This window comes from Nocardioides halotolerans DSM 19273 (genome assembly GCF_000422805.1).
Taxonomy (GTDB): Bacteria; Actinomycetota; Actinomycetes; order Propionibacteriales; family Nocardioidaceae; genus Nocardioides; species Nocardioides halotolerans.
The window spans coordinates 181,781-194,933 of the sequence record NZ_KE383922.1; the positions used below are offsets into that span (position 1 = coordinate 181,781).

Below are 13,153 nucleotides of genomic sequence, written 5' to 3' on the forward strand. Positions count from 1 at the left end.
AAGATGGAGAAGTGAGCCAGCCGTTGTCCGTCGCCGTGGTGACCCTCGGCTGCGCGCGCAACGAGGTCGACTCGGAAGAGCTCGCCGGACGGCTGGCCGCCGACGGGTTCCGGCTGGTCGAGGACCCGGCGTCCGCCGACACCGTGCTGGTCAACACCTGCGGCTTCGTCGAGCAGGCCAAGAAGGACAGCGTCGACGCGCTGCTCGAGGCCGCCGACCTCAAGGGCGGCGCCACCGGGCCGCAGTCGGTCGTGGCCGTGGGCTGCCTCGCCGAGCGGTACGGCGCCGAGCTCGCCGAGTCGCTCCCGGAGGCCGACGCGGTGCTCGGCTTCGACGACTACCCCGACATCGCGGCCCGCCTGCGGTCGATCGTGGCGGGGGAGGAGCACCAGCCGCACGTGCCGGCCGATCGGCGCCGGCTGCTGCCGATCAGCCCGGCCGACCGCCCCAGCGCGGTCGTCGCCCAACGGTCCCGGCTCACGACCGGCCCGACCGCGAATCTCAAGCTCGCAGAGGGCTGCGACCGCAGGTGCACCTTCTGCGCCATCCCGAGCTTCCGTGGGCGCTTCGCCAGCCGGCGCCCCACCGACGTCCTCGACGAGGCGCGCTGGCTCGCGTCCGACGGGGTGCGCGAGCTGTTCCTGGTCAGCGAGAACTCCACCTCCTATGGCAAGGACCTCGGCGACCTCCGACTGCTCGAGACGATGCTCCCCGAGCTGGCGGCGATCGACGGCATCGAGCGGGTCCGGGTGTCCTACCTCCAGCCCGCCGAGCTGCGGCCCGGGCTGCTCGAGGCGATCGCGACCACCGCCGGGGTGGCGCCCTACTTCGACCTCTCCTTCCAGCACGCCAGCAACGCGGTGCTCCGCCGGATGCGCCGCTTCGGCGACCCGGACAGCTTTCTGGGGCTGCTCGACCGGGTGCGCGCGCTCGCGCCCGAGGCCGGCGTCCGCTCCAACGTCATCGTCGGGTTCCCCGGCGAGACCGAGCAGGACCTCGAGATCCTGTGCGACTTCCTGGTCGAGGCGCGGCTCGACGTGGTCGGGGTCTTCGGCTACTCCGACGAGGACGGCACCGAGGCCGCGACGTACGACGACAAGCTGCACCCCGACGAGGTCCGCGACCGGGTCGCGCACGTCACCGACCTGGTCGAGCAGCTGACCGCGCAGCGCGCCGAGGAGCGCGTGGGCGAGGAGGTCGTCGTCCTGGTCGAGGACGTCACCGACGGTGAGGTCGTCGGCCGGACCGCCGCCCAGGGGCCCGACGTCGACGGCAGCACGACGCTCCTCGCTCCCGGTGCGCAGGTCGGTGACCTGGTCGCCGCCGTCGTGGTGGAGAGTGAGGGCGTGGACCTGGTGGCGAGCCCGCGGTGAGCGACCCTCGGGCGGCGGACGCCAGGCCGAGCAACCTCAACCTGCCGAACGTCCTCACCACGCTGCGGATCGTGCTGGTGCCCTTCTTCGGCGCCGCACTCCTCGTCGACGAGGGCGACTCGATCACCTGGCGACTGATCGCCTGGACGATCTTCGTGGTCGCGATGGTGACCGACAAGATCGACGGCGACATCGCGCGCAGCCGCGGCCTCGTCACCGACTTCGGCAAGATCGCCGACCCGATCGCCGACAAGGCGATGACCGGCATGGCCTTCGTGGGCCTCGCCGTGATCTTCGAGAGCCCGTGGTGGTGGGCGGTCACGATCGTGGTGCTGGTCCGCGAGTGGGCCGTCACCGTGCTGCGCCTCTCGATCCTCAAGCGCGTGGTGCTGGCCGCCGACCGGCTCGGGAAGTGGAAGACCACGTTCCAGGTGATCGGGCTCGGCGGTCTCGTGCTGCCGCTGCGCGACCCCGACCTGCCCGGGTGGCTCGAGACCCCGGGCGACCTCCTCTACTACCTCGCCGTGGCCTTCCTCGCCGTCGCGGTCGTCCTGACACTGGTCTCGGGCGCTCAGTTCTTCGCCGGGGTCTGGCGCCAGCGCCACACCCTTCGGGGCGGGCCTCGAAATGACCCGTCCTAGTCATTTCTGACCGTCTTTCCCCAGACGGGCCGTTCGGGCTTGACCTCCTCCTGATCCTCACCGAGAGTTCATCCACTGTCCTGCCTCGGGCGCGACAGCGCCCCAACGGTTTCGCCGCCTCGGACCGGCGTTCCACCGCTCGTCGACTCGATCGAGAACCTTCCCCGCTCGATGAAGTCGTCTCTCACCACACTTCGGAGACTCTTCATGCCTGCACCCCGGTCGCATCGACGCGCCCGCCTTGCCGTCCTCGTCTCGATCGCGCTGGCGGTCACCGGCTTCCAGCTCTTCCTGGCGCCGCCGGCTGCCCAGGCCGCGAGCACCACCGTCGTGATCAACGAGGTGTACGTCAACGGCGGGTCGGCCGGCGCTACGTACCTCAACAAGTACGTCGAGCTGCGCAACCTCACGGGCACGTCAATCAACCTGACAGGCATGTCCCTGCAGTACCGTGCGCCGGGCACGACGGGCGCCACCGGCAACGTGGCGCCACTGACCGGCACGATCCCTGCCAACGGCTACTACATGGTGATCGGTGGCACCAACGGTGCTGTCGGCGCGGCCGTCCCGACGACGGCCGGCGCGTTCCAGAACTCCTCGGCCATCAGCCCCGGTAATGCCGGCGGCACGATCGCCCTCATCAACGGCGGGGTCGCGGTTGACCTGTCGGTCCTGGCCAACTCGGTCGACAAGATCGGCTACGGGACGAGCAACGCGCCCGAGGGCAACGCGTCCGGGGCGGGCCCGACCGGCAACAGCGTGACGAAGTCGATTGGTCGCAAGAACGCGACGGACACCGACGTGAACACCGCTGACTTCGAGGCGCAGGACCCGACGCCGAACGCAGCCAACCCTTCCGCGGTCGTGCCGCTCGCTCTCGCCCCGGTCTCCAACAAGACCGGCACCGTCGACCACCCGATCAACGGCTTCTCGCTGACGGCGTCCAACGGCACGCCCGGCTACACCTACTCGGCCACCGGCCTGCCCGCCGGCGTCTCGGTGAACCCCACGACCGGCGCCGTCTCCGGCACGCCGACCGCGGCCTGCGCGTGCGCGGTCACCGCCAAGGTCACCGACAGCGCCAGCGCCGAGGCGACCCAGGCGTTCACCTTCACCGTCACGCCGTTCACGGCGACCAACCCGGGCAACAAGACCTTCCTGCTCGACGAGGCGATCACGCCGTTCACGATCCAGGTCACCGGCGGCGTCGCACCCTTCGGCTACGCCGTCACCAACGGCAGCCTGCCCGCGGGCGTCACGCTCAACGGCACGACCGGCGAGGTCTCCGGCACGCCGACCGCCAGCCAGGCCGCGACCCCGGTGACGGTCACCGTCACCGACAACGAGGGTGCGACCGCTGCGACCACGTTCAGCATCGAGGTCTCGGCGTCCGAGCCGGCCACGCGGACGATCCAGATCCTGGGCACCAACGACTTCCACGGCCGGCTCCAGCGTGACAGTGGTGGGCCGACCGCCGGTGCCGCGGTGCTGGCCGGTGCCGTCAAGCAGCTGCGCGCCTCGAACCCCGACACGGTGTTCGCCGCCGCGGGTGACCTGATCGGTGCCTCGACGTTCGAGTCGTTCATCCAGCACGACAAGCCGACGATCGATGCGTTGAACGAGGCGGGGCTCGAGGTGTCCTCGGTGGGCAACCACGAGTTCGACCAGGGGTTCAACGACCTGTTCAACCGGGTGATGCAGCCGGCTGGTCCGGGCAACCTCGAGGGTGGTGCGGACTGGGAGTACCTCGCGGCGAACATCACCTTGAAGAGCGACGGCTCGCACCCGATCGCCCCGTCGTGGACCCGGACCTTCGGCGCCGTCAAGGTGGGCTTCATCGGTGCGGTGACCGAGGAGCTGCCCTCGCTGGTGTCTCCGGCGGGGATCAACATGATCGACGTCAACCCGATCGTGAGCTCGGTCAACGCCGAGGCGACGGCGTTGAAGGCCGGTGGCGCGGACGTGATCGTGTTGCTGATGCACGAGGGTGCTGCGGGCACCGACTGCGCCACGATGCTGAGCGACCCGAAGTCGGCGGTGATGGCCGGGATCGTGAACGGGGTCAACAACGACATCGACGCGATCATCAGCGGTCACACCCACCTGTCCTACAACTGCCACTTCCCGGTACCGGGGTGGGCGGGTCGTCCGGTGACCGAGCGTCCGGTGGTCTCCGCCGGCCAGTACGGCATGGCGCTCGACAAGCTGCTGTTCACCGTGGACACGGCCACCGGCCAGGTCACCGACGTCCAGCAGGACACCGTGAACCTGCAGCACTGCACGAACTGCCCGACGACGGGTACGCAGTCGTGGGTGGCGGACTTCCCGGCGGACTCGGCGACGGCGGGGATCGTGGCCAGCGCGGTGTCGCAGGCCGAGCCGTTGGGTGCGGTGGCGTTGGGCCGGGTCGGTGGTGAGTTCCACCGTGGCAAGCTGACGACGGGTTCGGAGAACCGTGGCGCGGAGTCGACGCTGGGCAACCTGGTGGCGGAGGTCCAGAAGTGGGCCACGCGCAACCCGGAGACCGGGTCGGCGCAGATCGCGTTCATGAACCCGGGTGGGTTGCGCACCGACATGCTGGGCAACGCCGGTGTGTTCCCGCGGACCTTGACGTTCAAGCAGGCCGCGGACGTGCAGCCGTTCGCCAACACGTTGGTGAACATGGACCTGACCGGTGCGCAGATCAAGACGGTGCTGGAGCAGCAGTGGCAGCCTGCGGGTGCGTCGCGGCCGTTCCTGAAGCTGGGTATCTCCAAGGGCTTCACCTACACCGCGACTCCGCCGCCGGCCGGTGCGCCGGTGGGCACGCGGGGCACGGTGACCGGGATGTGGCTCAACGGGACGCCGATCGGGATGGGCACGGTCTACTCGGTGACGGTGAACTCGTTCCTGGCGGCCGGTGGTGACGGGTTCACCGAGCTGGCCAACGGGACCGGCAAGCAGGACACCGGGCAGTCGGACCTCAACGCGATGGTGGCCTACATGTCGGCGTTCGGGACCTCCCCGGACCAGGTGACGCCGGACTACAAGCAGAACGGCATCAACATCACCTTCCCGGCCGACGCGCCGACGGGCTACGCCCCCGGTGACCACGTCAAGTTCGACGTCTCGGGCTGGTCGATGACCAACCCCGCCGACACCAAGGACACCGCGATCGTGGTCAAGGTGGGAGCCACCACCCTGAGCTGCGCGTGCACGCTGGACAACACGCCGCAGCCCGCACTTCCTGGCTCGGACGTGACGGGCAAGGCGTCGATCGACGTGGTCGTCCCGGCGTCGACGCTGCCCGGCCCGCTGACGCTCAGCTTGAGTGGTGCGGCGACGGGCACGGAGTCGCAGGTGACCGTCACCGCCATCAAGGCCGGCACCACGTCGGTCACGGCGGCGGACTTCGCCGTGGAGTACGGGCAGGCGGCGCAGGTCCAGGTGACCGTCAGCGGTCCGGGGCTCACGCCCACGGGCACCGTGGACCTGAAGGACGGGTCGACTGTGGTCGCGTCCGGCACGCTCGACGGCACCGGCAAGGCGACCATCACGGTGCCTGCGCTGACCTACCCGGTCGGCCAGGTGACGCTGACGGCGGCGTACTCCGGCGACGCGCAGCACGACGCGTCGACGAAGTCGCTGACGTTCACCACGACCAAGGCGGCGTCGACGACCAGTGCGGCCGACGGCTCGATGGAGTACGGCAAGCCGGCCGACGTCACCGTCAACGTCGGGGCCGCTGCCGGCGTCGACGTCAGCGGGACGGTGACCGTCAAGGACGGCGCCACCACGGTCGGCACCGCGCCGGTCGTGGCCGGGGTCGCCACGGTGACCCTTGCCGCGAAGTCGCTCGAGGTCGGGGCCGCGTCGCTCACCGCGTCGTACTCCGGCAACGCCAACGTCCAGGTCAGTGACGACACGTTCACGGTCACGGTCGACAAGGCCACCTCGGTGGTCGTGGCGCCCGACGTGGCCGTGCCCCCGGGTGGCACCGGCAGCGTCTCCGTCACGGTCACCGCGGTCGGGGTCGACCCGACCGGCACGGTCACCGTGAAGAACGGCGCGACCGAGCTCGGCTCGGCGCCGCTGCTCGGCGGGGTGGCCCAGCTCACCCTGCCGGCGGTGCCGAACGGCACGGTCCTGACCGCGGCGTACGCCGGTGACGAGCACGTGAAGCCGGGGACGGACACCTTCACGGTCACCTGCTGCGACAAGTCGACGCCGATCCTGGCGATCTCCGACGTGTCGATGCAGTACGGCCAGTCCAGGACCGCGACGCTGACCGTCACCGGGTCGCCCGGTGGCGCGGCGACCGGCACGGCCACGATCAAGAGCGGCTCCACCACGATCGGCTCCGCGCCGGTCTCCGGTGGCATCGCGACGATCCTCATCCCGGCGGGCGCGCTGCCGGTGGGCTCCACGGTCCTGACCGCGGAGTACTCCGGCGACGCCAACCTCGTCGCGGGCTCGAAGGCCTTCACCGCGACCGTGACCAAGGCATCGTCCACGGTCTCGGCCAAGGTGAAGCCGAAGCACCCGCGGGTGAACCACAAGGTCAAGCTGAAGGTGTCGGTCGTCGGCGCCAACAGCGTCGAGGCCACCGGGCAGGTCACCGTGAAGTTCCAGGGGAAGACCTACAAGGTGACCCTGAAGAACGGCAAGGCCACGGTGAAGCTCGGCAAGCTCGCCTCGTCGAGCGCGAAGGCCAAGGTCACCTACGCCGGCAGCACGACCGTCGCCGGCAGCACGACCACGGTGAAGATCAAGGCCTCCTGACCTGACCTGATCCGAGCCAGGAGGCCGGGAGCGGCGCGAGCCGCTCCCGGCCTCCTGCGTGGTGGGGCCCACCGCAGGCCGGGTCAGGACCCGCCGGCCGCCCGGGCATCGGCGTCGGCGAGGTGGAACGCCGCGTGCACGAGGGCGAGGTGGCTGAACGCCTGGGGGAAGTTGCCGACCATGCGCAGGCCGACGGGGTCGTACTCCTCCGACAGCAGCCCCACGTCGTTGCGCAGCTCGACGAGCCGGTCGAAGAGGGAATGGGCGTCGTCGACGCGGCCGGCCGCGGCGTACGCCGAGACCAGCCAGAACGAGCACGCGAGGAAGGGGTGCTCGCCGCCGGCGAGGCCGTCGACGCCGGTCTCGGTGCGGTAGCGGAGCACCAGCCCCTCGTGGAGGAGGTCCTCCTCGACGGCCTTGATGGTGCCGAGCATCCGCGGGTCGTCGCCGTCGATGAAGCCGAACAGCGGCAGCACGAGCAGGGAGGCGTCGACCTCCTTCGTGCCGTAGTGCTGGACGAAGGTGCCGCGCTCGCTGTCGTAGCCGTTCTCGAGCACGTCGGCCCGGATCACCTCGCACAGCTCGCGCCACTCCTCGAGCGGGCCGGGCAGGTCGTGGTACTCCATTGCCCGCACCGCCCGGTCGAAGGCGACCCACGTCATCACCCGCGAGTGCGTGAACGTACACGGCTCGCCCCGGATCTCCCACATGCCGTTGTCGGGGTCCTGCCAGCGCTTCGCGAGGTCCGCGACGAGCGCCCGCTGCAGTGCCCACGACTCGTCGCTCGGCGCTCCCTCGAAGTCGCGGACCTTGGCCAGGGCGTCCATCACCTCGCCCAGGACGTCGTGCTGCACCTGGTCGACCGCGCCGTTGCCGATCCGCACGGGCCGCGAGTCGGCGTAGCCCGGCAGGTGGTCGAGGGTGATCTCGGTCAGCCGCCGCGAGCCGTCGACGGCGTAGACGATCTGCATCTCGGCCGGGTCGCCGGCGATCGCGCGGAGCAGCCAGTGCCGCCAGAGGTCGGCCTCCTCGGTGTAGCCCGCGCGCACCAGCGCGCCGAGGGTCAGCGCGGCGTCGCGCAGCCAGCAGTAGCGGTAGTCCCAGTTGCGCTCGCCGCCGAAGTCCTCGGGCAGCGAGGTCGTCGGCGCGGCCACGATCCCGCCGGTGAGCTCGTCGGTCATCATCCGCAGCGTGAGCAGCGAGCGGCGTACGACGTCGGGGTGCGGCACGTCGGCGGCGGCCTCGGCCGCCCACTGCTCGTCGGACTCGATCGACGACTCGATGTCGGCGTCGTCGAGCCGGAGGTTGGTCGGCTCGGCGTAGGACGGGAACCAGGTCATCGAGAACACCAGCTCGTCGCCCGCGTTGACGTCGAACTCGTCGTTGTGGGAGTGGTCGCTGGCCACCGGGAGCCGCGGCCCGCGCAGCACCAGCTGGTCGGGTCCGCCGATCGCGGTGATCACCTCCTCGCCCTCGATCGTCGTGCGCCGCACCCACGGCTGCAGCTGGCCGTAGTCGAGGCGGATCTTCCACTCGTGGAGCATCCGGACGGTGCCGCGGACGCCGGTGATCTTGCGGACCAGGTCGGCGCGGTCGTCGTTGCGCGGCATCAGGTCGGTCAGCGTGACGACGCCCTCGCTGGTCGTGAACGTGGTCTCGAGGACCGCCGAGGACCCGACGTAGCGCCGCTCGGTGGCGTACTGCCCGTCGGGGACCAGCTGCCAGTGGCCGTGGTCGTCGGTGCCGAGCAGCCCGGCCAGGCACGCCGGCGAGTCGAACCTCGGCACGCACAGCCAGTCGACCGAGCCGTTGGTGCCGACCAGCGCCGCCGTACGCCGGTCGCCGATCAGCGCGTAGTCCTCGATCGGCAGCGCCATGCCTCGACCGTAACCGGAGGCGGGCACCGCTAACCGTGACATCGGTTGAGCGAGGTGCCTCCGCTGCGGTGGTCTCGACAAGCTCGACCAGCGCGGGGCCGGCCTGGGTGCCCCAACGCAGGGACGGCTCCGGACCGGGTGGGCTCGCTGCCCCGGGTCACCTGGGCCGTGTGGGCCGGCGGACGCACCGCACCGGGCCACCGCGGATCGAGCTTGTCGAGATCACCGCAGCGTGGGCACGCGGCCGGCGAGGCACGGTGGCTGAGGTGCGAGGCCGGCCACGGCCGAGCCTCGAAGCCTCCGCAGGGATGGCTCCGGGCCGGGCCGCCGCTGATCGAGCTTGTCGAGATCCCCGCAGCGTGGGCACGCGGCCGGCGAGGCACGGTGGCTGAGGTGCGAGGCCGGCCACGGCCGAGCCTCGAAGCCTCCGCAGGGATGCTCCGGGCCGGGCCACCGCTGATCGAGCTTGTCGAGATCACCGCAGCGGAGGCACGCGGCCGCCTGCGGCGGCGAGCCACCGTATGGGGCGACGGGCCACGGGCGACCCTAGAGTCGGGTCATGGACCTCGCCGCGCGCGTGCACGCCCTGCTGCAGGAGCGCGGGGAGAGCGTCGCGACCGCGGAGTCGCTGACCGGGGGACGGCTCGCGGCGCTGCTCACGGCCGTGCCGGGCGCGTCCCGCAGCTATGTCGGGGGAGTCGTCGCCTACGCCACCTCGGTCAAGCAGGACGTGCTCGGCGTCCCCGCGGCGCTCGTCGAGACGTACGGCGTGATCTCGGCCGAGTGCGCCACGGCCATGGCCCGCGGCGCGGCGGGCCTGACCGGCGCGACCTGGGGGATCGGCACCACCGGCGTCGCCGGCCCCGACGGGCAGGAGGGCCACCCGCCCGGCACCGTGCACGTCGGGCTGGTCGGGCCGGGCGTCTCCACCGCCCTCGCCCTGGAGCTCGTGGGCGGCCGCGAGGCGGTCCAGGGCCGCACCTGCGCGGAGGCGCTGTCGGCGCTCGAGGGCATGCTTTCCACAGGTACGCCGGGATGAACCCCGGGAAGAAGGGCGCCTCGGGTAGCGTTGCACCCACGGACGACGGAAAGGAGACGCGCATGGTGCTGTTTCGCCGACTGCTCGGTGATGTGCTCCGCGCCCAGCGGATGCGCCGCGGCATGACGCTGCGCGAGGTCTCCGCCGAGGCCAGGGTCAGCCTGGGCTACATCTCCGAGATCGAGCGGGGCCAGAAGGAAGCGTCCTCCGAGCTCCTCGCGTCCCTCTGCTCGGCCCTCGACCTGCCCCTGTCGGTCATGCTGCGCGAGGTCTCCGACCTCGTCGCGCTCGAGGAGTCGCTGACCGGCGCCCTCGCCGACGCTCCGGCCAGCACCGAAGTGGTCGCCAGCGCCGCATAGTAGGGGTTAGGTTGTCGCGGTGACGACGGCCCGGCGACTACTCGCCCTCCTCTGTGCCCTGTTCCTGGTCCCGCTCCTCGCGGTGACGACCCAAGCCTCGTCGGCCTCCGCGGCCGGCGGCTCGCTGTTCAGCCCGCTCGACGGATTCACCGTCGGCAAGGGCGGCGACGTGCGCGTGCGACCCCAGGAGTTCAGCGCCTACCGCGTCGACCTCGCGGGCGTGCGGGCGCAGCTCGCGGGCGGCGCGACGACGCTGACGATCCCCGACCCGGCCGGCACGCCCACGGCGTTCCAGGTCCGCGAGGACTCCGTCATGGAGCCCGAGCTCCAGGCGGCCCACCCCGAGATCCGCACCTACACCGGTGCCGACGCGCAGGGCAGCAGCATCCGGCTCGACGTCACGCCGATGGGCTTCCACGCCTTCGTACGTCGTCCCGACGGCGTGACCTGGCTGGTCGACCCGGCCTACAACCGCCGCGGCGAGGACCGCGTCCTGTCCTACCCCGGCGGGTCGTCGCCCGCGTCGGGCACCTTCGTCGAGCGCGAGCTCGACAAGACCGTCGCGGCGGTGGCCGAGGGCGGTGACTTCTCGACCCCCGGCGGCCTGGTCTCGCAGCGCACCTACCGGATGGCCTTCCTGACCGACAGCAGCTACGCGACGTACTTCGGCAGCGCCAACGTGTTCTCCGAGAAGACCACGATGATGAACCGCGTCAACGAGGTCTACAACGACGACCTCGCGATCAAGTTCGTGCTGATCGCGGGCACCGACACCAAGCTCAACCTCGACACGGTCGCCAAGATGACCGGTCCCAACGGCCCGTGCGGCCCCAACGCGTGCTACGCCCCGACCGAGGTCGACGACTGCAACAGCGACACCCTCACCCGCAACAACTTCGTCATCGGCCAGATCATGGGCGCCGACAACTTCGACATCGGTCACATCGGCCTCGGCAACGACGGCGGCGGCATCGCTGGTCTCGGCGTCGTCGGCGGCACCAACAAGGCCCGCGGGTGCACCGGCCTCCCGACGCCCGACGGCGACCTCTACGCCATCGACTACGTCGCGCACGAGGTCGGCCACCAGATGGGCGGCAACCACACCTTCAACAGCCAGGTCTGCCAGGCCCAGCGCAACGGCGGCACGTCGGTCGAGCCGGGCTCGGGCTCCTCGATCATGGCCTACGCCGGCATCTGCGGCGCCGACAACCTGCAGCCCCACTCCGACCCGTACTTCTCGCAGCGCAGCGTCGACGAGATCACCAACACCACCGGTGCCACGCCGAGCAACCTCAACGAGCGGCAGTCGGTGGCCTTCATCGGCCTCGACAACGGCGAGCAGTTCACGCTGTCGTGCGGCGGGTGCCCGACGTCCGCGACGCTCACCGCCGGGAGCCCGACGTTCGCCGCCGACGTGACCGCCGCCGTGCTTGCGGTGACCGGCCAGGCCGGTGTCGTGACGGGTTACGACGGCGCGGCCACGGCCGGCCTGAAGGGCTTCACGGTGACCTGGGGTGGCTCGCTCGCCATCCCCGCCCTCACCGTCCAGAACGTGAGCGGGACGTTCGACCCGATCGTCGGCACGATCGTCAACGGCGGTCCGACCACCCAGGGCGGCACGGTCTCGGTGACCACCAACCACTCGCCGACCGTCACCGTGCCGACGGCCAAGACCATCCCGATGCGCACGCCGTTCGCGCTCACGGGGTCGGCCAACGACGCCGACGGCGACACCCTCACCTACATGTGGGAGCAGAACGACCAGGCCTCGGCGTCCGCCTCGCTGCCGAGCAACACCAAGAGCAGCGGGCCGCTGTTCCGGCAGTTCGGCACGGCCGCGATCGTCTCGCCGACCGACACGCTGGAGTACCACTCGCCGGGTGAGAACCTCGCCGGCACGTCGCCGACCCGGGTCTTCCCCGACATGGCGCAGATCCTGGCCAACAACACCAACGCCGCGACGGGTTCATGCCCGGCGTCTCCGCCGGCGGGCCAGACCACGACCGACTGCTACTCGGAGTTCCTGCCCAACATCTCCTACACCTCCAACACACCGGGCACCAAGGCCATGCACTTCCGGTTCACGGCGCGCGACGAGTTCACGGCGGACCCGGCAGCCGACCACCCCGGTGGGCTGACGACCGGCGACGTGACGGTCACCGTCGACACCTCCGCCGGCCCGTTCCTGGTCACCTCTCGGGCGACGGCGGGCTCTCCCGGGTCGGGCTTCGAGACCGTCACCTGGAACGTCGCCGGCACGGCCGCGGCGAGCCTGGCCCCGAACGTGAAGATCAGCCTGTCCACTGACGGCGGGCTGACCTTCCCGACGGTGCTGGCCGCGTCGACGCCCAACGACGGCAGCGAGGTGGTGATCCTGCCGAGCGTCACGACGACGACGGCACGGATCAAGATCGAAGCGGTGGACAACTACTTCTTCGACGTCAACGACGCCAACTTCGCGATCAACCCGTCGGCAGGCAACCTGACGCCCATCGTGGACGCCGGCCCTGACGCCACGGTCGCCGTGGGGGCGACGTTCACGTCGTCCGGCAGCTTCATGGACGAGGCGCCCGGCACCGCCACCGCCACCGTGGACTACGGCGACGGCGCTGGTCCCGTGCCGCTCACGCTGACGGGGTCGACGTTCAACCTCAGCCACACCTACACGACCGTCGGGCCCAAGACGGTGACGGTGGCGGTGACGGACGCCAGCGCCGCCACCGGCACCGACACGGCCACGGTGACGGTCACCAGCGGCACGCCGCCCGGTCCGGCCGCCTCCACGGTCAAGGCTGCGGCCAAGCCGAAGAAGCCCGTCCAGGGTCACGGCTTCAAGGTCAAGGCGACCGTCACCAGCTCCGGTGGCGTGGCCGCCGGCACGGTGCAGGTCTACCTCGGCACCAAGCTGCTCGGCACCGGCACCCTGAAGAACGGCAAGGTCACCATCAAGCTGAAGCCGAGGAAGGCGAAGAAGCTGAAGGTCGGCAAGAACACGCTGACCGTGAAGTACCTCGGCTCGGCCACCATCGCGGCCAGCCAGGCCGACCTCGTGGTGAAGATCAAGAAGAAGAAGCACTAGCAGCCGCGCAGACCGGCAGGACGG

The 13,153-nt window shown here is 70.8% G+C and carries 7 protein-coding genes; 6 read left to right on the forward strand and 1 reads right to left on the reverse strand.

Annotated features, from left to right (window positions below; genetic code table 11):
• Positions 1-23: 23 nt before the first annotated feature.
• From rimO to G514_RS29215, 3 genes are all read left to right on the forward strand, one after another.
• Positions 24-1,373, forward strand: a complete 1,350-nt coding sequence (gene rimO, locus G514_RS0111490; RefSeq protein WP_211222140.1) for a 30S ribosomal protein S12 methylthiotransferase RimO — start codon at positions 24-26, stop codon at positions 1,371-1,373.
• The gene (gene pgsA, locus G514_RS26345; RefSeq protein ID WP_036564615.1) at positions 1,370-2,014 is read left to right on the forward strand and encodes a CDP-diacylglycerol--glycerol-3-phosphate 3-phosphatidyltransferase; all 645 of its coding nucleotides are present in this window, start codon (positions 1,370-1,372) and stop codon (positions 2,012-2,014) included. Before rimO ends, pgsA begins: the two co-directional genes overlap by 4 nt.
• A 207-nt stretch (positions 2,015-2,221) precedes the next feature.
• Complete coding sequence (locus G514_RS29215) at positions 2,222-6,775, forward strand: Ig-like domain repeat protein (protein ID WP_051247374.1); 4,554 nt, start codon at positions 2,222-2,224, stop codon at positions 6,773-6,775.
• A gap of 83 nt (positions 6,776-6,858) precedes the next feature.
• Here the strand turns inward: G514_RS29215 and G514_RS0111505 are convergent, their stop codons facing one another.
• On the reverse strand, positions 6,859-8,652 hold the full coding sequence (locus G514_RS0111505; RefSeq protein WP_028651862.1) for a glycoside hydrolase family 15 protein: 1,794 nt from the start codon (positions 8,650-8,652) through the stop codon (positions 6,859-6,861).
• 559 nt (positions 8,653-9,211) lie between these two features.
• Between G514_RS0111505 and G514_RS0111510 the strand changes: the two genes are divergently transcribed.
• From G514_RS0111510 to G514_RS26360, 3 genes are all read left to right on the forward strand, one after another.
• Positions 9,212-9,691 carry a CinA family protein gene (locus G514_RS0111510; protein ID WP_028651863.1) on the forward strand — a complete coding sequence of 160 codons (480 nt, stop codon included), beginning with the start codon at positions 9,212-9,214 and terminating at the stop codon, positions 9,689-9,691.
• A 62-nt stretch (positions 9,692-9,753) separates the two neighbouring features.
• Entirely contained in the window at positions 9,754-10,050 is a 297-nt protein-coding gene (locus G514_RS26355) for a helix-turn-helix domain-containing protein (protein ID WP_036564616.1), read from the forward strand.
• Positions 10,051-10,069: 19 nt separating this feature from the next.
• A complete protein-coding gene (locus tag G514_RS26360) occupies positions 10,070-13,129 on the forward strand; it encodes a reprolysin-like metallopeptidase (protein ID WP_051247377.1) in 3,060 nt (1,019 codons plus the stop codon).
• Positions 13,130-13,153: the final 24 nt, after the last annotated feature.